The organism is Blastococcus sp. SYSU DS0753 (assembly GCF_054051175.1).
Genome location: NZ_JBJHAT010000002.1, coordinates 181,934 through 201,488, shown reverse-complemented (window position 1 = coordinate 201,488; position 19,555 = coordinate 181,934). Strand labels below are relative to the sequence as shown.

Genomic DNA, 19,555 nt, shown 5'->3' with positions numbered 1-19,555 from the left:
CCGCTACCCTCCCCGACCCGGATATGCACCGGCCGGGGGAGGGATCACCCGGCCGGTGTACCGGTCAGGCGGAGTCCCGCTGCGTGGCGTCCTCACCGGCCGGGTCGACGTCCTTGGGCCCGCCGGTCTTGGAGATCTCCCACCGCGGGCCCAGCTGCTCCAGGGCGAGCCGGCCGTAGACCTGCTGCTGGGTGGCCACCCGCTCGGAGCGGCCGCGGCCGAGGAAGCTGACCATCCAGTGCAGCACCGTGGTGAGGCGGCTCTTGAAGCCGACGATGTACATCAGGTGCACCACCAGCCACAGCACCCAGGCGATGAAGCCGCTGAACTTGAACTTCCCGATGTCGGCGACGGCCGAGAACCGCGAGATGGTGGCCATCGACCCCTTGTCGAAGTACTTGAACGGCTCCTGCGGCTTCTTGCCGGTCGCCCGCCGCTCGATCGCCTCGGCGGCGTAGCGGCCGCCCTGGATGGCGACCTGGGCGACGCCGGGCAGCTTGCCCAGCGCCATCATGTCGCCGACCACGTGGATTTCCGGGTGTCCCGGCAGCGTGAGATCGGGCTGGACGGAGATGCGGCCGGCGCGGTCGACCTCGGCGCCGGTCTGCCCGCCGAGCATGCGGCCCAGTTCGCTGGCCTGGACGCCGGCGGCCCAGATCTTGGTGGCCGCCTGGATGCGGCGGACCTGGCCGTCGGTGTCCTTGACCTCCAGGCCGTCGGCGTCGACACCGGTGACCATCGCGCCGAGCTGCACGTCGACGCCGATCTCGTTGAGCTGCCGCCGGGCGCGCTCGCCCAGCTTCTTGCCGAAGGAAGGCAGCACCGCCGGGGCGGCGTCGAGCAGGATGACCCGTGCGCCCGTGGGGTTGATGTTGCGGAAGTCGCGCCGCAGCGTGCGACGCGCCAGCTCGGCGATCTGCCCGGCCATCTCCACCCCGGTGGGGCCGGCGCCGACCACGACGAAGGTGAGCAGCCTGTCGACCTCGGCCGGGTCCTTGGCGATCTCGGCCAGCTCGAAGGCGCCGAAGATCCGGCCGCGGAGCTCGAGGGCGTCGTCGATGCTCTTCATGCCCGGCGCGAACTCGGCGAACTGGTCGTTGCCGAAGTACGACTGCCCGGCGCCCGCCGCGACGATCAGCTCGTCGTAGGGGTGGACCAGCTTCCGGCCGAGGATCTCCGACGTCACCGTGCGGGCGGCCACGTCGATGTCGGTGACCTCACCGAGGATGACGCGGGCGTTCTTCTGCCGGCGCAGGATCTCGCGGGTGGCCGGCGCGATCTCGCCCTCGGAGAGGATGCCGGTGGCCACCTGGTAGAGCAGCGGCTGGAAGAGGTGCTGGGCGGTCTTGCCGATCAGCGTGACGTCGACCGGTGCCTTCTTCAGCGCCTGCGCGGCGAAGAGACCCCCGAAGCCGGAGCCGATGATGACGACGCGCGGCCGGCCGCCGGGGGAGTCGATCGGGGCCTGCGCCTGCGCTGGTGATGTCGTCATGATGTTTCATCCTTCCACCTCGGCCCACGCCGGTCGTGAGCGCCCCGGGAGATGCGTGTCACGCCGCGGACCCCTCGGTCGGCTCGCGGGCCGGGCGCGGGGCCGGTAGACCATCCGGGTGCCACGATCGGTGTCGGTCCTTCTCGTTCCCGGTCTCGGGCTGGATGAACGTTCTGCCCGCAGGTTGCGGGCAGAAGTTCCCGTCGACGTCGTCGTCCTGCCGGGCATGGGCCGCGCCGCGGAGGTGCCGTCGGTCGACGACCTGGCGCGGCACCTGGTGGCGGCGCTGCCGGCGGGGCCCGTGGTCCTGGTCGGGCACTCGCAGAGCTGCCAGGTGGTGGCCGCGGCCGCGGGCGATCCCCGGGTCGCGGGGGTCGTGCTGTGCGGGCCGACCACCGATCCGCGGATGCGCCGGTTCCGGGTGCTGGCCGCCCGCTGGGTGCGCACGGCCCTCGCCGAGCCCTGGTGGCAGGTGCCGCTCATCGTCCGGCAGTGGTTGCACACCGGACCGCGCGCGATGGGGGCCCTGTGGCGGGTGGCCGCGCCCGACGGCATCGAGGGGCGCCTGGCCCGGGTCGCGGCGCCGGTCGTCGTCGTGCGCGGCGATAGGGACGCGCTCTGCCCCGCGGACTGGGCGGCACGGGTGGCGTCGGCCGCGCCGCGGGGCCGGCTGGTCGAGCTGCCGGGTGCGGCGCACATGACGGTGCAGACGCACCCGGCCCAGCTCGCCGCCCTGCTCCGCTCGTTCTGACCATCCCGCCTCGTCCGCGCCGTGCGGCAGCCGGATGCGCCGCACACCGTTGCCGCACCGCGTGGTCGCCCCGCCACGAGCGGAGCCGAGGTGTGGGAGCGACGTGCTGGAACGGCCACCCTTCAGGGACCCGCGCCGAGCGGAGCGGATGGTGGGCGGTGACGTGCTGGAACGGCCCCGTCCAGAGGCTCACCGCGAGCCTGCGAGCGGTGAGGAGGACGGGGTCCTTTTACTGGCCGTCGGTGCGGCCCCGCACCTCGGCGTAGCGCTCGCGGACGTGCGTGGCCGCCGGGGCGTCGAACTCCTGCAGCCCCGGCTGCGCCCACTCCGGCGGGGCGTCGGCGCCGGAGAGCACCCAGGCGGCCTGCCGCGCGGCACCGTCGGCGACGTACTCGCCGGGAGCCGGTACGAGGACGGGGCGGCCGAAGATGCCCGGGGCCAGCTGCTGCACGGCGGGTGAGCGGGCGGCGCCGCCGATCAGCAGCACCCGCTCGACCTCCACCCCTTGGGCGACGACCGCCTCGATGCCGTCGGCCAGGCCGCACAGCAGGCCCTCGATCGTCGCGCGGGCCCAGTGCGCCGGTGTGGAGGTGCGCAGGGTGAGGCCGTGCACCGAGCCGGTGGCGTCGGGCAGGTTCGGCGTCCGCTCGCCCTCCAGGTACGGCACGAGCACGAGCCCGTCGGCGCCCGAGGGAGCCGAGAGCGCCAGCTCCGACAGGGTGGCGTGGTCGACGCCGAGCAGCGCGGCGGCGGCGTCGAGCACGCGGGCGGCGTTGAGCGTCGCCACCAGCGGGAGGTGGTTGCCGGTGGCGTCGGCAAATCCGGCCACGGTGCCGGTCACGTCGGCGACGGCCGTGGGGGTGACGGCCGAGACGACGCCGGAGGTGCCGATCGAGACGACGACGTCGCCCGGTCGCGCGGCCAGGCCCAGCGCGGCCGCGGCGTTGTCGCCCGTGCCGGGGCCGAGGACGCCGTGACCGCCGGCGAGGCTGCCGACCCGTTCGGCCGGCCCGGCCACGCGCGGAACCGCCGGGCGCCGCCCGCGCATGGCGCGCTCGAGCAGGTCGAGGCGGTACTCGCCGGTGCGAGCCGACCAGTACGCGGTGCCGCTGGCGTCGCCGCGGTCGGTGACCAGGGTGCCGAGGTCGCGGTCGGCCGAGAGCCGCCAGGTCAGCCAGTCGTGGGGGAGGCAGACGGCGGCGGTGCGGTCGGCGTTGCCGGGTTCGGCGTCGGCCAGCCAGCGCAGCTTCGTCGCGGTGAACGACGCGACCGGCACCAGCCCCACGGCATCGGCCCACGCCTGGCGGCCGGCTTGCTCGTCGTCGTCGCCGAGCTCGCGGATCAGCTCCGCCGCCGCCGGGGCCGACCGCACGTCGTTCCACAGCAGCGCGTCGCGGACCACCTCGCCCCGTTCGTCGAGGCAGACCATGCCGTGCTGCTGCCCGCCGACGGCGAGCGCGGCGACGTCGTCGAGGCCGCCCGCCTCCGCGGCCGCGGCCCGGAACGCCTCCTCCCAGGCACGGGGGTCCACCTCGGTGCCGGGCGGGTGCGGCGCCCGCCCCGACCGGACCAGCTCGCCGGTGTCGGAGTCCCGGACGACGACCTTGCACGCCTGCGTCGAGGTGTCGACGCCCGCCACGAGCGTCATCGGACGTGCTCCCGTCCCGGGGCGGCGGGGAGGGGCAGGGGAGCGGGTGGCGGAGCGCACACGGCGGTCATGGGAAGGGGACCTTAGGCCGCCTCCGCCCGTCGCGCCCGGCGGAGGGTCCTGCCCGGGGCGCCCGGCGCGGCGGCGGTCCGTCTTGACCGCCCGACCGGCGGCCCCTAATTTGTTTGCTCAACCGACGAATGTCGGCGGCGACCCCGAGGAGGTGGACGTGGGCGAGGTTCCACCGCTGTACGACGGGTCCTCCGAACGGCGCGCTCCGGCCGACCAGGCGACGGTGCGCCGCACCAACCTGGGGCTGGTCCTGCGGCACCTCCGCGACCACGGCCCGCGCTCCCGCGCCCGCATCGCCCAGGAGACCGGCCTGAACAAGGCGACGGTGTCCAGCCTGGTGGCCGAGCTCGCCGACCGTCGCCTGGTCACCACCGGGGAGGTCGACCGCGCCGGTTCGGTGGGGCGCCCGGGGCTCACCGTGCACCTGGACGGCGCCTGCGTGTGCGGCATCGGCGTCGAGCTGAACGTCGACTACGCCGCCGCGCTCGTGCTCGACCTGCGGGGCGAGGTGCTCTTCGAGCAGCGGCTCGCGCTCGACCTCCCCGCGCTCGGCGCCGAACGCACCCTGGACGCGGTCGCCGGCCTGGTCTCCGACGCGGTCGCCGCGGCCGCGGCGACCGGGGCCAGCCCGGCCGGCCTGACCGTGGCGGTCGCCGGCCTGGTCCGCAGCCTCGACGGCGTCGTGACGCTGGCGCCGAACATCGGCTGGCGCGACGTCGCCGTCCTCGACGGGCTGCGCGCCCGCCTGGGCACCGACTTCCCGATCCGCGTCGAGAACGACGCCAACCTCTCGGCCATCGCCGAGTGGGCCATGGGCTCCGAGGCGCGGACCTCCGACCTGGTCTACCTGACCGGTGAGGTGGGTGTCGGCGGTGGCGTGATCGTCGGCGGCCGGCTGCTGCGCGGAGCCGGTGGGCTCTCCGGCGAGGTCGGGCACACCTCGCTCGGCGATCCGGACGCCGTCTGCGGCTGCGGGCGGCGCGGCTGCTGGGAGACCGTCGTCGGCCTGGCCGCCCTGCTGCGCGCGGCCGCCGATCCCGGTGACCCGGTGGCCGATCCGGGCCGTGACCTGGAGGCGCGGCTGGCGGAGGTCGCTGCCCGCGCCGAGGCCGGTGACGCCCGCACGCTCGCCGCGCTCCGGCAGGTCGGCACCTCCCTCGGGACCGGCGCCGCCGTGCTCATCAACCTCTTCAACCCCCGGGTGGTCATCCTCGGCGGGTACTTCGCGGTGCTGGGGGAGTACCTCATGGAGCCGCTGCTCACCGAGCTGGAGGCCCGTGTGCTCGGGCCCGGCGTCGCCGGTGCGCGCGTCGTCCTCTCCACCCTGGGGTTCACCGCGGCCGTCCGCGGGGGCGCGCACGTCGCCCTGGAGTCCGTCCTCGAGGACCCGACGCTGGTGCCGGTGCCCTCGCTCACGCCGACAGGCGCCGGGGCCCGATGACCGCCACCGGCCCCTCTTCCGCGGCCCACCCCACCACCGGCGACCAGCCGACCCCCTCGTCCGCCCCGGGCCGCGCGATCCAGCGTGTGCCGGAGGCCCTCGCGCGCAGTGCAGCCAACCGATCGACCCGGATGGAGATCCCCGCATGACCGACTACACCCCGACCAAGGACGACAAGTTCAGCTTCGGTCTCTGGACCGTGGGCTGGCAGGGCGTCGACGTCTTCGGCGGCGCCGTCCGGCCCCCGCTGGACCCGGTGGAGTCGGTGCACCGGCTCGCCGAGCTCGGTGCCGCCGCCGTCACCTTCCACGACGACGACCTGGTGCCCGACGACGCCACCCGCGACGCCACTCTCGAGCGGTTCAAGAAGGCGCTGGCCGAGACCGGCATGGGCGTGGAGATGGCGACCACCAACCTGTTCGGCGCCCCGGTGTTCAAGGACGGCGGCTTCACCGCCAACGACCGCGCCGTCCGCCGGTACGCCATCGCCAAGGTGCTGCGCAACATCGACCTGGCCGCCGAGCTGGGCGCGAAGACCTACGTGCTGTGGGGCGGACGTGAGGGTGCGGAGTCCGGTGGCACCAAGGACGTCGCCGCCGCGCTGGACCGGTACAAGGAGGGCCTGGACCTGCTCTGCTCCTACGTGCGGGAGAAGGGCTACGACATCCGGTTCGCCCTGGAGCCCAAGCCGAACGAGCCGCGCGGCGACATCCTGCTGCCGACCATCGGCCACGCGATCGCCTTCATCAACGAGCTCGAGGAGCCGACCCGCGTCGGGCTGAACCCCGAGGTCGGGCACGAGGAGATGGCCGGGCTCAACTTCGCCATGGGCATCGGCCAGGCGCTGTGGCACGACAAGCTCTTCCACGTCGACCTCAACGGCCAGCACGGCCCGCGCTTCGACCAGGACCTGCGCTTCGGCGCGGGCAACCTGCGCGGGGCGTTCTGGACCGTCGACACGCTGCTCGGCTCCGGGTCGGGGAAGGCCTACGACGGCTACCTGCACTTCGACTACAAGCCGCCGCGGACCGAGGACATCGACGGTGTCTGGGAGACCGCCCGCGCCTGCATGCGCAACTACCTGATCCTCAAGGAGAAGGCGCAGGCGTTCCGGGCCGATCCCGAGGTCGCCGAGGCGCTGGAGGCCGCGCGCGTGGCCGAGCTCGCCGTGCCGACCCTGGCCGAGGGCGAGAGCCTCGACGCCCTGCGCAACGAGGCCCACGACCCGGAGACCCTGGGTGCCCGCGGGCTGCAGTTCGAGCGGCTCGACCAGCTGGCGATGGAGCACCTGCTCGGCGTCCGCTGAGCAGACCGGCCCGGCGGCGGGCGGGCACCCCGGGACCTCCCAGGGTGCCCGCCCGTCCCGCGTTCAGGGGCGGGTGGTCCGCCGGCACCAGTCGGCGACGGTGGCGAGGAGCTCCGCGTCGACGGGGGACCGCAGCTCCTTCCGGTAGGCGCTCATCGACGCCGGCCCGGCCTGCCGGCGCAGCGTGTGGGTGAGGTCGGGGACCAGGTGCGTCTCCACCGGCCCGCCCACGGTGGCCGCGACCACCGCCAGGTCCTCCGGCCGCACCTGCAGGTCCTTGGCGCCGGTGACCGCCAGGACCGGGACCGTGATCCGGGCGAGGTCCTCCCGTGGGTCATGTGCCAGGAACTCCCGGGTCCACCGGGCGTTGACCCGGGCGCCGCCGATGCGGGCGACGTCGGTGGTGGTGGCCTTGACCCGTGCGTGGTTGGCCGCGACCTTCGCCTCCAGGTCGGTGCGCAGGAGGCGGAGCAGGAACCGCACCGGCGCCGGGAGGGTCGGCGCGATCTGCCGCGCCTGCCACCGCAAGAGCTCCTCGCCGCGGGTGGCGCTCATGGCGAGCAGCACCAGCCCGGCCACGGGCGCGCCGCGGGCGGCGAGCGAGGCCGCGAGGATCGCGCCCTCGCTGTGCCCGGCGAGCAGCACCCGCTCCGGGTCGACCTCCGGCCGGGCGCGCAGGACGTCGAGCGCGGCGGCCAGGTCCTCGACGTTGTCGTGCAGACCGGCGGCCCGCCAGTCGCCGGGGCTGCCGCCGACCCCGCGCTTGTCGTAGCGCAGCGACGCGATGCCCGCCCCGGCCAGGGCGTGCGCCAGCTGGCGGGTGACGTCGAAGCGGGCGCGGCGGTGGTTCGAGTCGCGGTCGAGCGGGCCGGAGCCGGACGCCAGCAGGACGGCGGGCGCGGGCGGTGCTGCCTCGGGGAGCGAGAGGGTGCCGGCGAGCGGGGTGGCGCCGGGGATCTGGACCGGGACGTCGCGCACGTCAGGCGACCGGGTGCAGCGCGGCGGCCACGGCCGGGGCGTCGTCGGTGCCGACGAGCAGGGTGTCGTACCCCTGGCCCGTCAGGCGGACGCGGACCGCCGGCTGCCCCCGGCGCACGCAGACCAGCGTGCGCTCGCCGGGGCGCCGCCAGGTGCCGATCTTCCGGGCACCGGGGAGGGCCAGGCCGGGGGCGCGCAGGCCGCGCGTGGCCGGCAGGGCGTCGGCCACCACCTCGGCCGAGCGGACCGCCGAGCGCGGCACTTCCACGTCCCGTAGCAGGCCGGCGATCTTCTCGCCGAGGGTGAGGCGCACCGCGACGGTGGACGGTGTCAGTTGCAGCGTGGCCATGGCGGACACTATTCTCACGCGTGAGACTGTTGTCAAGGATGAGAACGGTGAGCGCGTGAACTCGGTGGACCTGCTGTTGCACCCCGTCCGGCTGCGCGTGGTGCAGGCCTTCCTCGGCGGCCGCACGCTCACCACGGGAGAGGTGCGCTCCGCGCTGCCCGACGTGCCGGTCGCGTCGCTCTACCGGCACGTCGGCGTCCTCGCCGACGCCGGGGTGCTCGAGGTGGTGGGGGAGCGGAGGGTCCGCGGCGCCGCGGAGCGCAGTTACCGCCTGGTGTCGTCGGCGGCGGAGGTATCGGCCGACGACCTCGCCACCATGACGGGCGAGGACCACCGGCGGGCGTTCACCACGTTCGTCGCCTCGCTGCTGGCGGACTTCGACCGCTACCTCGACCGCGGGGAGCCCGACCTGGTGCGCGACGGGGTCGGTTACCGCCAGGTCGGCCTCTGGCTCACCGACGCCGAGTTCGACGAGCTGCTCACCGAACTCCGCGGGGTGCTGCAGGCACGGCTGGCCAACCGGCCCGGCGACGAGCGCCGGCGCCGGCTGGTCGGCCTGGTGAACCTGCCCGGGGAGGAGCCTCCCGGGGAGGTCAGTCGCTGAGGCGGCGGCGGGCCTTCGCGGCCCGCTTGTTGGCCTTGTCGAGCGTCTTCGCGGCCTTGCGCACCCGCCGCGGCTCGCGCTCGAGGGTGCCGCGCACCAGCATGCCGATGCCGATGCCGAGCAGCCAGCTGTCCTTGGCGATCGCCAGCCCCTGCTCGGTGGGGGCGAGGCTGCCCTCCTTCCGCATGCCCGGCGTCTTCAGGTAGAGCCCGAGCAGCCCGCCGGAGAAGGCGGTGAGCGCAGCGCCGGCAACGGCGGTGGGCACGAACGGCGTGAGCAGCGCCGCACCGACGGCGATCTCGGCGGTGGACAGCGCCTTCGCGAACTGCTGCGGCTCCATCCGCGCGAGGAACGGGTACGTGCCGCTGGCGAAGCCGTGCATGCCGGCCGCCGCCTGCTCGTCGGCACCGCGCTTGCCGAGGCCGCTGTTGAGGATGAAGGCGCCGGCGGAGAGCCGGGGTGGGATCTCGGACAGGGTGATGGGCAGACCCACGGGAGCACACCTTTCTGGTCGGTGGAGCTGGTCCAGTGCTCAACCAGCATGACCCGACCAGTGCCCCCGCACACGTCGGGCAACCCCGTGCCCGACGTGTGCGTGTGGCGGCCTCGCGCCACCGGCGGTGCGGGCGCGGCGTGTCACTATGACGGCGTGGCGTCCACCTCTGCGTCTGCCGGCGTGCTGTTGCGTCACGTGCGGACCGGCCGCGCCCGGAGCCGGGCGGACCTGGTCGCGCTGACGGGCGCCTCCCGCAACACCGTGAGCGCACGGGTCGATCAGCTCATCGCCGCGAACCTGCTGGCGGAGGGCGGGCGTGGCTGGAGCACCGGCGGCCGCCCGCCGACGCTGCTGCGCTTCAACAGCGGCGCCGGCTGCGTGATCGCCGTCGACCTCGGGGTGACCAGCGTCGACGTCGCCGTCACCGACCTGTCCGCCCAGATCCTCGCGACCGTCGGCCACCCCATCGACATCGCCGACGGCCCCGGGCCGGTGCTGGCGGAGGTCGACCGGCTGGCCCAGCAGGTGCTCGCCGAGGCGGGGCTGACGGCGGGCGACGTCTGCGCGGTGGGCGTGGGCGTGCCCGGCCCGGTGGAGTTCTCGACCGGCCGACCCTCGCATCCGCCGATCATGCCGGGCTGGCACGACTACCCGATCCCCAGCGCGTTCGGCCGGTACGAGTGCCCGGTCTACGTCGACAACGACGTGAACGTCATGGCGCTGGGGGAGATCGGCGTCGCCGGCTCGGTGCAGGACGTGCTGGTCGTCAAGGTGGGGACGGGCATCGGCTGCGGCGTGATCGTCGACGGTCGGGTGTACCGGGGGGCGCAGGGCAGCGCCGGCGACATCGGGCACATCCACGTCGCCCAGCCCGACGGCCGCACCGTCGTGTGCCGGTGCGGGCAGGAGAACTGCCTGGAGGCGATCGCCGGCGGCGGCGCGCTGTTGCGGGACGCCGTCGCCGCGGGGTTGCCGGTGGAGACCGTCCGCGAGGTCGTGCGGCTCGCCGCCCAGGGGGACGGCGTGGCGCTGGAGCTGGTCCGCGGCGCGGGGCGCACGATCGGCACGGTGCTCGCCGCGCTGGTCAACTTCTTCAACCCGCACCGCATCGTCATGACCGGGGGTGTGGCGCAGGCCGGCGTCCCGCTGCTCGCGGGCATCCGGGAGGCCGTCTACCGCCGCTCGATGCCGCTGGCCGCCCGCGCCCTGGAGATCACCGTGAGCGAGGCTCCCGAGCGCTCCGGCCGCGTCGGTGCCGCGCTCATGGCGATCGAGGAGTTCCTGGACGAGGACTCGGTCCAGGCCCTGGCGCGCTGACCGGCGCCCTCAGGACTGCAGGGCCAGCACGAGGCAGCAGGCCGCCAGGACCAGGCACACCGGGGTCATCACGGCGCGCTCCGCCCGGCTGTGCGACGCGGCGTTCACCGCCACGCCGAGTCCGAAGTAGGCCGTCAGCACCCAGATCCCGGCGTTCACGCCCCCCGCGGCGCCCGGCACGGTGAGCTGCGTGGCGGACGCCCGGATGGTGAGCGCGAAGAGCGCGTACAGCGCGATCGACAGCGCGCTGCCGATGCGCAGCCGGCGGGGGAGCACGCGGTGGCGCCCGCCCCAGGCGAGGTGGCCGAGCGGGGCGCCGGCGACGAGCGCCGCCTGGAAGACGGCCAGGCCGGCCAGCAGGGCGACGGCGACGGCGGCCGGCACGACGATCACGCGCCGCACGGTAGCGGTCCGTCTCGCGCGGAAGGCGAGGAGAGCGCCCGGGCCGGCGTCGAGGTCTCGGTTCGGTAACCGGCGCCCGGAACCTTGACCCCCTGTGACGCGGCACATATGTTGCTCGCTCAGCGGACTAATGGTCAATGGTGAGCAGAAGTACCGGAGGTGGGCGCAGTGGCCGGTGCACCGGTGGGGCACGACGGCGCGGGAGGTGCGCCGCTCCTGGCGATGCACGGCATCGTCAAGACGTTTCCGGGGGTGCGCGCGCTCGACGGCGTCGATCTCGATGTGCGGGCCGGGGAGGTGCACTGCCTGCTCGGGCAGAACGGCGCCGGGAAGTCGACCCTGATCAAGGTGCTCGCGGGCGCGCACCAGCCCGACGGCGGGCGGATCGAGTGGCGCGGCGAGCAGGTCTCCCTGACCAACCCGCAGGTGGCGATGAAGCACGGCATCGCCACCATCTACCAGGAGCTCGACCTGGTGGCCGGCCTCACCGTGGCCGACAACATCTTCCTGGGCCGCGAGCGGTCGCGGTTCGGCCTCGCCCGGCCGGCGCCGGCGAACGAGGCCGCCGGCAAGCTGCTGGCCCGGCTCGGCCACCCGGAGATCCGGCCCACCGCGGAGGTCGGCTCGCTGCCCGCCGCCGCGCAGCAGATGGTCAGCATCGCCCGGGCGCTCTCCCAGGACGCGCAGCTGATCGTCATGGACGAGCCGTCGGCCGTCCTGGACAACGAAGAGGTCCAGCACCTGTTCGAGGTGATCCGGGACCTGACCCGCGACGGCGTCGCGGTCGTCTACATCTCCCACCGCCTCGAGGAGATCCGCGAGGTGGGCGACCGGATCACCGTGCTCAAGGACGGGCGCACCGTGGCCACCGGGCTGCCGGTGCGGGACACCACGACCCGCCAGGTGATCGAGCTGATGACCGGCCGCGACATCGAGTACGTCTTCCCCGAGCGCCGGGCCGTCCCCGCCGCGGAGCCGCTGCTCTCGGTGCGCGACCTGAGCCTGCGCGGCACGTTCCGGGGGGTGTCCTTCGACGTCCGCCCGGGCGAGGTGGTCGGCCTCGCCGGGCTGGTGGGCTCGGGGCGCTCGGAGATCCTCGAGACCGTCTACGGCGCGCGCCGGGCGACCGGCGGCACCGTCTCGGTGGCGGGCCAGCGGCTGCGCCCGGGCCGGGTCTCCGCCGCGGTGGCCGCCGGCGTCGGGCTTGCCCCCGAGGAGCGCAAGAGCCAGGCGCTGCTCCTCGGCGACGCCGTCTACCGCAACATGAGCATCGCCAGCCTGGCCCGGTTCGCCCGCGGCGGGTTCCTCTCCGGCAGCAACGAGAAGGACGCCGCGCGCGAGCAGGCGCAGGCCCTCGACGTCCGCCCGGGCGACGTCAGCCGGGAGGTGCGGACGCTGTCGGGCGGCAACCAGCAGAAGGTCGTCCTCGCCCGCTGGCTGCTGCGCGACTGCCGGGTCCTGCTCCTCGACGAGCCCACCCGCGGCGTCGACGTCGGCGCCCGCTCGGAGATCTACGCGCTGATCCGCGAGCTGGCCGACCGCGGGGTCGCCGTCGTCGTGGTCTCCAGCGAGATCCCCGAGGTGCTGGGCCTGGCCGACCGGGTGCTGGTGATCTCCGACGGATCGGTCGTCGCCGAGCGGCCGGCCGACGCGCTCGACGAGCACGCCGTGCTCGACCTCGTCATGGAGGGATCGGTAGGCCCGCGCCAGCGCGGCGACCGGCAGCAGCCCACCGCACAGCAGCACGAAGGGGACGTGGCATGACCGGCAGCACCGCGACGACCGGGGGAGCGGGCGCGCCCGCGACGCCGAAGGGCCGCGCGCCCGAGGGGAACGGCGGCAGGCGCGCCGGTTTCATGGCCGGGTCGGCGGGGCCGCTGGTCGGCCTCGTCGTCGCGCTGGCCCTGCTCTGCATCGTCGGCGCGGTCACCGCGCCGGAACGCTTCGTCGACATCAACAACGTGCTGACCATCCTGCGGCTGGCCGCGGTCGTCGGCGTGGTCAGCATCGGCATGACGTTCGTGATCATCGGCGGTGGCATCGACCTCTCGGTGGGCGCGCTGGTCGCGCTGTCGTCGGTGTGGGCGACCACGCTGGCCACCCAGGCCATGGCCGAGGACTTCCACTGGATCGTCATGGTGTTCACGGCGATCGCGGTCGGCGCCGGCGCGGGGCTGGTCAACGGGATCGTCATCGCCTACGGCCGGCTGGTGGCCTTCATCGCCACCCTCGCCATGCTGGTCTCGGCCCGCGGCCTGGCCGAGATCATCGCCAACCGCCGCACCCAGATCGTGCAGAACGAGGGCTTCCTCGACTTCTTCACCGGCGACGTCCTCGGCATCCCGATGCTGGTGATCATCTGGGCGCTCGTCTCGGTCGCCGGCTGGGTCCTGCTCAACCGCACGACCTTCGGCCGGCACACCTTCGCCGTCGGCGGCAACGCCGAGGCTGCCCGGCTGGCCGGCATCCGCGTGCAGTGGCACACCTTGAAGCTCTACGTGCTCTCCGGCGTCACCTGCGGCATCGGCGCGGTGATGCTCATGGCGCGGACGACGACCGGCACCTCCACCCACGGCACGCTGCTGGAACTCCAGGTGATCGCCGCCGTCGTCATCGGCGGCACCCTGCTCACCGGTGGCCGCGGCACGATCGTCGGCACCGTCCTCGGCGTGCTGATCCTCATCACGCTGGGCAACATCTTCACGCTCAACAACCTGTCCAGCTCGGTCCAGGCCGTCGCGCAGGGCGTGATCATCGTGGTCGCCGTCCTGCTGCAGACGCGGCTGGCCGAGGGGCGCCGCGGCTCCGGCTGGCTGTCCCGCCTGCGCTCCGGCCGGGGCGAGTCGTCGTCCGGCGGCGCGGTCGCGGGGGGCACCCCGGCCGGCGCGGTGTCCGGCGGCTCGAGCGTGCCCGGCGCGCCGGGCGGCGACCGGTCCGGCACCGGCTCCGCCCCCTGATCCCCATGCACTGACTTCCCCACCCCCCAGAACCTGCCGGCGACCCGCCGGACGTGGCACACCGAGGAGAGATACATGTCTGCAGCGAGGCAGCGCCCCCACCGTCGTCTGATGTCCACCGCGGTCGCCCTGGCCGGCGCCTCCGTTCTCGTCGCCGGCTGCACCAGCAACGAGCCGGAGAGCTCCGGCGGTGGTGGTGGCGGCACCGGCGCCGCGGCCAGCTCCAACGACGAGACCGGCGAGACCGTCCGGATCGGCTTCTCCGCGCCCGCCGCCGACCACGGCTGGATGGCCGGCATCACGGAGGCGGCACGGGACGCGGCCGGCGAGTACGAGGACATCGACCTGCAGGTCGCCGAGGGCACCAACGACGTCAGCACGCAGATCAGCCAGGTGGAGACCTTCATCAACGAGGGTGTCGATGCCATCGTGCTGCTGCCGTTCGACGGCGCTGCCATGACGCCGGTGGCGCTGCAGGCGATGGAGGCCGGCATCCCGGTCATCAACGTCGACCGCGAGTTCAACAGCCCGTTCGCCGCCCGCGCCACCGTCCTCGGCGACAACTACGGCATGGGCGTCTCCGCCGGCACCTACATCTGCGAGCAGGTCGGCGACAACCCCGACGCCGTCGTCGCCGAGATCGCCGGCATCGACTCGCTGCCGCTGACCCAGGACCGCAGCCAGGGTTTCGCCGACGCGCTGGCCGACTGCGGCCTCGACGTCGACAACCGGGTCGCGGCGGACTTCACCGTCGAGGGCGGCGAGGAGGCCGCGGCCAACCTGCTGCAGGCGGCACCCCAGATCGACGCCCTGTGGAACCACGACGACGACCAGGGCGTCGGCGTGCTCGCCGCCATCCAGAACGCCGGCCGCGACGAGTTCGTCATGGTCGGCGGCGCCGGCTCGGCGAACGCGATGCGGGAGATCCAGTCCGGGGACTCGGTGCTGCAGGCGACCGTCATCTACCCGCACACCCAGGCCGCCGACGGCATCCGCCTGGCCCGGCTGATCGCGCAGGGCAAGTCGATGTCGGACCTGGTCTCGCCCGAGGTCCCGCGGGAGATCGTGCTCAACGCGCCGGTCGTCACGGCCGAGAACGTCGACGAGTACATCGACCGCGCGTTCGAGTCCTGATCCGACGGGGCAGCGGGGGAGCGAGCGCGTTCCCCCGCTGCTCCACCCCCGCTGGGAGAAGCAGATGACCCGTACCCTCGGCGTCGGCCTGATCGGCTACGCCTTCATGGGCGCCGCGCACACGCACGCGTGGCGCACCGCCCCCCACTTCTTCGACCTGCCGCTGCGGCCGGAGCTGACCGTGCTGGCCGGGCGGGACGCCGCCAAGGTCGCCGAGGCCGCCGGCAAGCTGGGCTGGTCGAGCACCGAGACCGACTGGCACCGCGTCGTCGAGCGCGAGGACGTCGACCTGGTCGACGTCTGCACCCCCGGGAACACCCACGCCGAGATCGCGATCGCCGCGCTCGAGGCCGGCAAGCACGTGCTCTGCGAGAAGCCGCTGGCCAACACGGTGGCCGAGGCCGAGGCGATGGCCGAGGCGGCGGCGAAGGCCGCGACCCGCGGCGTCCGGTCGATGGTGGGCTTCACCTACCGGCGGGTGCCCGCGATCGGGCTGGCCCGCAAGCTCGTGGCCGAGGGCCGGCTCGGCCAGATCCGGCACGTCCGCGCGCAGTACCTGCAGGACTGGATCGCCGACCCCGCGGCACCGATGTCGTGGCGGCTGGAGAAGGACAAGGCCGGCTCCGGCGCGCTGGGCGACATCGGGGCGCACGTCGTGGACCTGACGCAGTACATCACCGGCCAGACGCTCACCGGGGTCAGCGCGACGCTGGAGACGTTCGTGACCGAGCGCCCGCTGCCCGCGTCGGCCGGATCGTTGTCCGGCGTCGGCGGGGAGGGGACGGGGCAGGTCACCGTCGACGACGCCGCGGTCTTCCTCGGCCGGTTCGCCGGGGGAGCGCTCGGCGTGTTCGAGGCGACCCGGTTCGCCCTCGGCCGCAAGAACGGCATCCGCATCGAGATCAACGGCTCGGCCGGCAGCCTGGCCTTCGACTTCGAGGACATGAACGTCCTGCAGTTCTTCGACGGCACCGAGCCCGCGGAGACCGCCGGCTTCCGGCGGATCATCGTGACCGAGCCGGAGCACCCCTACGTCGCCGCGTGGTGGCCGGCCGGGCACGGCCTGGGCTACGAGCACGGCTTCACCCACCAGGTCGTCGACCTGGTCACCGCCATCGGGGCGGGGGAGGACCCGGCCCCCTCGTTCGCCGACGGCCTGCAGGTCCAGCGGGTGCTCGACGCCGTCGAGCGCAGCGCGGCGGACCGCTCCACCTGGACCGAGATCGAGAGGAACTCCTGATGCCCCGTCCCGTCACGCTGTTCACCGGCCAGTGGGCCGACCTCCCCTTCGAGGAGATGTGCCGGCTGGCCTCCGGCTGGGGCTACGACGGCCTGGAGATCGCCTGCTGGGGCGACCACCTCGACGTCGAGCGCGCCGCGAACGACGACTCCTACGTGGCCGAACGCCTCGACATCCTGAAGCGGCACGGCCTGCAGGTCTTCGCGATCTCCAACCACCTCAACGGCCAGGCCGTCTGCGACGACCCGATCGACGAGCGGCACCGCGGCATGGTGCACCCGCGGGTGTGGGGCGACGGCGACCCCGAGGGGGTGCGGCAGCGCGCCGCGGAGGAGATGAAGCTGACCGCCCGCGCGGCGGCCAAGCTCGGCGTCGACGTGGTCGTCGGGTTCACCGGCAGCAAGATCTGGAAGACCGTGGCGATGTTCCCGCCGGTCCCCGAGTCGATGATCGAGGACGGCTACCGCGACTTCGCCGACCGGTGGAACCCGATCCTCGACGTCTTCGACGAGGTGGGGGTGCGGTTCGCGCACGAGGTGCACCCGAGCGAGATCGCCTACGACTACTGGACGACGGTGCGCGCGCTGGAGGCGATCGGTCACCGGGAGGCGTTCGGGCTGAACTGGGACCCGTCGCACTTCGTGTGGCAGGACCTGGACCCGGTCGGCTTCCTGTGGGACTTCAAGGACCGGATCTACCACGTCGACTGCAAGGACGCGAAGAAGCAGGTGGGCAACGGCCGCAACGGCCGGATGGGCTCGCACCTGCCCTGGGCCGACCCGCGGCGCGGCTGGGACTTCGTCTCCACCGGGCACGGCGACGTCCCGTGGGAGGCCTGCTTCCGCATGCTCAACACCATCGGCTACGCCGGGCCGATCTCGGTGGAGTGGGAGGACGCCGGCATGGACCGGCTCGTCGGTGCGCCCGAGGCGCTGCAGTTCGTCCGCCGGCTGGCCTTCGACCCGCCCGCGGCCGCCTTCGACGCCGCCTTCGCCAGCGGCGGCTGATGCTCCGGCGGTCCGGCCGCCGGTGGGGTGCAGGGAACCGGGTGGGCCGGCGGGAGACGTCCCGCCGGCCCACCCGGCGGCGTTCTCCGGCGCGGCGACGAGCGGTGCCGCGGCAGGGTCACTCCACCTGGACTGTGACCTCGATGCCTCGTTCCCGGTCGTCGCGCTGCGAGGAGTAGAAGACGTACTCGCCGGGCTCCAGGGTGACGGTGAGGGTGCCGGTCAGCCCCGGCCGGATGACACCGGTGGTCGCGACCTGATCCCCGTCGCGATCGACGGAGAGGTCGTGCTCCTGGCCGCCCTCGTTGACGACCTCGATCTCGTAGGGTCCCGCCGCCAGCTCGGTGGGCATGATGAGGCCGCCGTCCTCCAGTCGCACCGTCTCGGTGCGGACGTCGGTCTCCACGCCGGTCGAGGTCGCCGACGGCGAGCCGCCACGCCCGGAGTCACCGGGCTGGGTGGGCAGCCCCGGCGCCGTCTCGGTCGGCACGGCGTCCTCCGTGGAGCCGTTCCCCCCGCAGCCGGTGAGCAGGCCCAGCCCGACGGCGAAGGCGGCCGCCGTGACCCGGCGTCGGTGGGACGGGGGACGGGGCGATCGGGGCACGGTGCCTCCTCCGGGTGCGGTGCCCCCGGCGCGGACGCCGTCGCCCGGCCCGCGCCGGATGAGCGTCGGATCCGACGTGCAGTCCAGTGCCCAGCGATGCGCGGACCAACCGTCGACCCCTCGCCCGCGGCGGCACCGGTGTCGGCGCCGCCGCGGCGCGGTCAGCGACCTCGGCGGGACCGCGAGCTGAACGAGGCGGCCGAGGTCGTCCCGGCCCGCGCGGCCAGCTCGGCGCGGGTGCGGGCCGGGCCGCTCGCGCGACCGGAGCCCCCCGCACCACCGCGGCCGGAGGCCGCTGCGGGCTTGGCCGAGCCCGAGCCGGAACCCGAGCCGCCGCGACGGCGACGGCCGCCACCGGAGCCCTGCGGCTGCGGCTCCGGGGCCGGGGCCGGCTCGACGTAGGGCGCCGCCGGGCCGGCGAGCTCGGCGATCTGCTCGGCCCCGGGGCGGACCTGGCTGACGATCGGGGAGATCCCGGCCTGACGGGTCAGGGTGCGCACCTCGCCCACCATGTCGGGGGTCGTGATCGTGACGACGGTGCCGCCGGCGCCGGCCCGGGCGGTGCGGCCCGACCGGTGCAGGTAGGCCTTGTGCTCGGTCGGCGGGTCGACGTGGACGACCAGCGCGACGTCGTCGACGTGGATGCCCCGGGCGGCGATGTCGGTCGCGCACAGCACCCGGCTGGAGCCGTTGCTGAACGCCTCGAGGTTGCGCTCACGGGCGTTCTGGCTGAGGTTGCCGTGCAGGTCGACGGACGGGATGCCCGCCGCGGTGAGCTGCTTGGCCAGCTTCTTGGCCTGGTGCTTGGTCCGCGTGAACAGCACGCTGCGACCCAGCCCCGACGCCAGCTGCCGCACGACCTCGGCCTTGTCCGCGCTCTGCACGTGGAAGACGTGGTGGGTCATCGTGCTGACCGGCGCCACCGCGGGGTCGACCGAGTGGGTCGTCGGGTTGTCGAGGTAGCGCTTGACCAGCACGTCGACGCCGTTGTCCAGCGTGGCGCTGAAGAGCATGCGCTGCCCGACCTTCGGAGTGCGGTCCATGATGCGCTTGACGCCGGGCAGGAAACCCAGGTCGGCCATGTGGTCGGCCTCGTCGAGGATGGTCACCTCGATGGCGCCCAGGTCGCAGTGACCCTGGCCGATCAGGTCCTCGAGCCGGCCGGGGCAGGCGATGACGATGTCGACCCCGCGGGCCAGCGCCTGCACCTGTGGGTTCTGGCCGACGCCGCCGAAGATCGTCGTCGCGGACATGCCCAGCGCCCGGGCCATCGGGTCGACGACCGCGAAGACCTGGTTGGCCAGCTCACGGGTCGGCACGAGCACCAGCGCGCGCGGGCGCTTGGCCTGGCGGCGGGTGCCGGAGGCGGCGAGCCGGGCGACCAGGGGGATGGAGAAGGCGAGGGTCTTGCCCGAGCCGGTGCGGCCGCGGCCGAGGACGTCGCGCCCGGCCAGGCTGTCGGGCAGCGTGGCGACCTGGATGGGGAACGGCGCGGTGATGCCGCTGGTCTCGAGCACCTCCACCATCGGCGCGGGGACGCCGAGGGCGGCGAAGGTGGTGTCGGTGGGGAGCACGGTCGCGTCGGCCCCGACGGGGACGACGACGGGCGCGGGGGCGGCGGCGGGCGCCGGGCGGTTCTGGTTCTGCTGCTCGCCGGCCGGGCGGGTGCCGCGGCCGCGGCCGCCACGACGGCGGCGGGCGCCGCCCTCGCTGGGGGCGGGGGTGTTCTGCATGGAGGTCAATGGAGTCCTTCGACG

General features: G+C 74.3%; 18 protein-coding genes. 10 read left to right on the top strand and 8 right to left on the bottom strand.

Annotated elements, in window-relative coordinates; translation table 11 throughout:
* Positions 1-64 precede the first annotated feature (64 nt).
* A complete protein-coding gene (locus tag ACI799_RS02905) occupies positions 65-1,492 on the bottom strand; it encodes an NAD(P)/FAD-dependent oxidoreductase (protein ID WP_456612408.1) in 1,428 nt (475 codons plus the stop codon).
* Positions 1,493-1,610: 118 nt separating this feature from the next.
* Between ACI799_RS02905 and ACI799_RS02900 the strand changes: the two genes are divergently transcribed.
* Positions 1,611-2,243: an alpha/beta fold hydrolase gene (locus tag ACI799_RS02900; protein WP_456612407.1), complete on the top strand. Its 633-nt coding sequence runs from the start codon at positions 1,611-1,613 to the stop codon at positions 2,241-2,243.
* 229 nt (positions 2,244-2,472) lie between these two features.
* Here ACI799_RS02900 and ACI799_RS02895 read toward each other — a convergent pair whose 3' ends face one another.
* Positions 2,473-3,891, bottom strand: a complete 1,419-nt coding sequence (locus tag ACI799_RS02895; protein WP_456612406.1) for a xylulokinase — start codon at positions 3,889-3,891, stop codon at positions 2,473-2,475.
* Between the two features lie 229 nt (positions 3,892-4,120).
* Between ACI799_RS02895 and ACI799_RS02890 the strand changes: the two genes are divergently transcribed.
* Both ACI799_RS02890 and xylA read left to right on the top strand, forming a co-directional pair.
* A complete protein-coding gene (locus ACI799_RS02890) occupies positions 4,121-5,404 on the top strand; it encodes an ROK family transcriptional regulator (RefSeq protein ID WP_456598725.1) in 1,284 nt (427 codons plus the stop codon).
* 145 nt (positions 5,405-5,549) lie between these two features.
* The gene (xylA, locus tag ACI799_RS02885) at positions 5,550-6,710 is read left to right on the top strand and encodes a xylose isomerase (RefSeq protein WP_456589437.1); all 1,161 of its coding nucleotides are present in this window, start codon (positions 5,550-5,552) and stop codon (positions 6,708-6,710) included.
* A gap of 63 nt (positions 6,711-6,773) precedes the next feature.
* Here xylA and ACI799_RS02880 read toward each other — a convergent pair whose 3' ends face one another.
* Complete coding sequence (locus ACI799_RS02880) at positions 6,774-7,688, bottom strand: alpha/beta hydrolase family protein (protein ID WP_456589438.1); 915 nt, start codon at positions 7,686-7,688, stop codon at positions 6,774-6,776.
* 1 nt (position 7,689) lies between these two features.
* Positions 7,690-8,055: a hypothetical protein gene (locus ACI799_RS02875; protein ID WP_456589439.1), complete on the bottom strand. Its 366-nt coding sequence runs from the start codon at positions 8,053-8,055 to the stop codon at positions 7,690-7,692.
* Between the two features lie 37 nt (positions 8,056-8,092).
* On the opposite strand from ACI799_RS02875, the gene ACI799_RS02870 reads away from it, so the two are divergent.
* Positions 8,093-8,641: a helix-turn-helix domain-containing protein gene (locus ACI799_RS02870; RefSeq protein ID WP_456589440.1), complete on the top strand. Its 549-nt coding sequence runs from the start codon at positions 8,093-8,095 to the stop codon at positions 8,639-8,641.
* Here the strand turns inward: ACI799_RS02870 and ACI799_RS02865 are convergent.
* Complete coding sequence (locus ACI799_RS02865; protein WP_456589441.1) at positions 8,631-9,134, bottom strand: hypothetical protein; 504 nt, start codon at positions 9,132-9,134, stop codon at positions 8,631-8,633. The two genes, ACI799_RS02870 and ACI799_RS02865, sit on opposite strands and share 11 nt — an antisense overlap.
* A gap of 183 nt (positions 9,135-9,317) precedes the next feature.
* On the opposite strand from ACI799_RS02865, the gene ACI799_RS02860 reads away from it, so the two are divergent.
* Positions 9,318-10,454, top strand: a complete 1,137-nt coding sequence (locus tag ACI799_RS02860; RefSeq protein ID WP_456596594.1) for an ROK family protein — start codon at positions 9,318-9,320, stop codon at positions 10,452-10,454.
* A 9-nt stretch (positions 10,455-10,463) separates the two neighbouring features.
* On the opposite strand, the gene ACI799_RS02855 is transcribed toward ACI799_RS02860, so the two are convergent.
* Positions 10,464-10,847, bottom strand: coding sequence for a hypothetical protein (locus tag ACI799_RS02855; RefSeq protein ID WP_456612405.1), 384 nt, complete (start codon positions 10,845-10,847; stop codon positions 10,464-10,466).
* A gap of 177 nt (positions 10,848-11,024) precedes the next feature.
* On the opposite strand from ACI799_RS02855, the gene ACI799_RS02850 reads away from it, so the two are divergent.
* The 5 genes from ACI799_RS02850 (at position 11,025) to ACI799_RS02830 (ending at position 17,194) form a co-directional block, all read left to right on the top strand.
* The gene (locus ACI799_RS02850) at positions 11,025-12,620 is read left to right on the top strand and encodes a sugar ABC transporter ATP-binding protein (protein ID WP_456596595.1); all 1,596 of its coding nucleotides are present in this window, start codon (positions 11,025-11,027) and stop codon (positions 12,618-12,620) included.
* On the top strand, positions 12,617-13,813 hold the full coding sequence (locus ACI799_RS02845) for an ABC transporter permease (protein ID WP_456612404.1): 1,197 nt from the start codon (positions 12,617-12,619) through the stop codon (positions 13,811-13,813). Before ACI799_RS02850 ends, ACI799_RS02845 begins: the two co-directional genes overlap by 4 nt.
* Positions 13,814-13,924: 111 nt before the next feature.
* Positions 13,925-14,947: a substrate-binding domain-containing protein gene (locus tag ACI799_RS02840; protein ID WP_456612403.1), complete on the top strand. Its 1,023-nt coding sequence runs from the start codon at positions 13,925-13,927 to the stop codon at positions 14,945-14,947.
* A gap of 64 nt (positions 14,948-15,011) precedes the next feature.
* Positions 15,012-16,187, top strand: coding sequence for a Gfo/Idh/MocA family protein (locus ACI799_RS02835; RefSeq protein ID WP_456596596.1), 1,176 nt, complete (start codon positions 15,012-15,014; stop codon positions 16,185-16,187).
* Positions 16,187-17,194: a sugar phosphate isomerase/epimerase family protein gene (locus ACI799_RS02830; RefSeq protein ID WP_456612402.1), complete on the top strand. Its 1,008-nt coding sequence runs from the start codon at positions 16,187-16,189 to the stop codon at positions 17,192-17,194. Before ACI799_RS02835 ends, ACI799_RS02830 begins: the two co-directional genes overlap by 1 nt.
* Positions 17,195-17,312: 118 nt before the next feature.
* Here the strand turns inward: ACI799_RS02830 and ACI799_RS02825 are convergent, their stop codons facing one another.
* Together ACI799_RS02825 and ACI799_RS02820 are read right to left on the bottom strand one after the other, a co-directional pair.
* Positions 17,313-17,798: a hypothetical protein gene (locus tag ACI799_RS02825; protein WP_456612401.1), complete on the bottom strand. Its 486-nt coding sequence runs from the start codon at positions 17,796-17,798 to the stop codon at positions 17,313-17,315.
* Positions 17,799-17,959: 161 nt separating this feature from the next.
* The gene (locus ACI799_RS02820; RefSeq protein ID WP_456588428.1) at positions 17,960-19,531 is read right to left on the bottom strand and encodes a DEAD/DEAH box helicase; all 1,572 of its coding nucleotides are present in this window, start codon (positions 19,529-19,531) and stop codon (positions 17,960-17,962) included.
* Positions 19,532-19,555: the final 24 nt, after the last annotated feature.

Coding starts and splice junctions, on each gene's coding strand:
- xylA (WP_456589437.1), top strand. CDS start 5,550: ATGACCGACTACACCCCGACCAAGGACGACAAGTTCAGCTTCGGTCTC.
- ACI799_RS02895 (WP_456612406.1), bottom strand. CDS start 3,891: ATGACGCTCGTGGCGGGCGTCGACACCTCGACGCAGGCGTGCAAGGTC.
- ACI799_RS02845 (WP_456612404.1), top strand. CDS start 12,617: ATGACCGGCAGCACCGCGACGACCGGGGGAGCGGGCGCGCCCGCGACG.
- ACI799_RS02840 (WP_456612403.1), top strand. CDS start 13,925: ATGTCCACCGCGGTCGCCCTGGCCGGCGCCTCCGTTCTCGTCGCCGGC.
- ACI799_RS02830 (WP_456612402.1), top strand. CDS start 16,187: ATGCCCCGTCCCGTCACGCTGTTCACCGGCCAGTGGGCCGACCTCCCC.
- ACI799_RS02820 (WP_456588428.1), bottom strand. CDS start 19,531: ATGCAGAACACCCCCGCCCCCAGCGAGGGCGGCGCCCGCCGCCGTCGT.
- ACI799_RS02835 (WP_456596596.1), top strand. CDS start 15,012: ATGACCCGTACCCTCGGCGTCGGCCTGATCGGCTACGCCTTCATGGGC.
- ACI799_RS02905 (WP_456612408.1), bottom strand. CDS start 1,492: ATGACGACATCACCAGCGCAGGCGCAGGCCCCGATCGACTCCCCCGGC.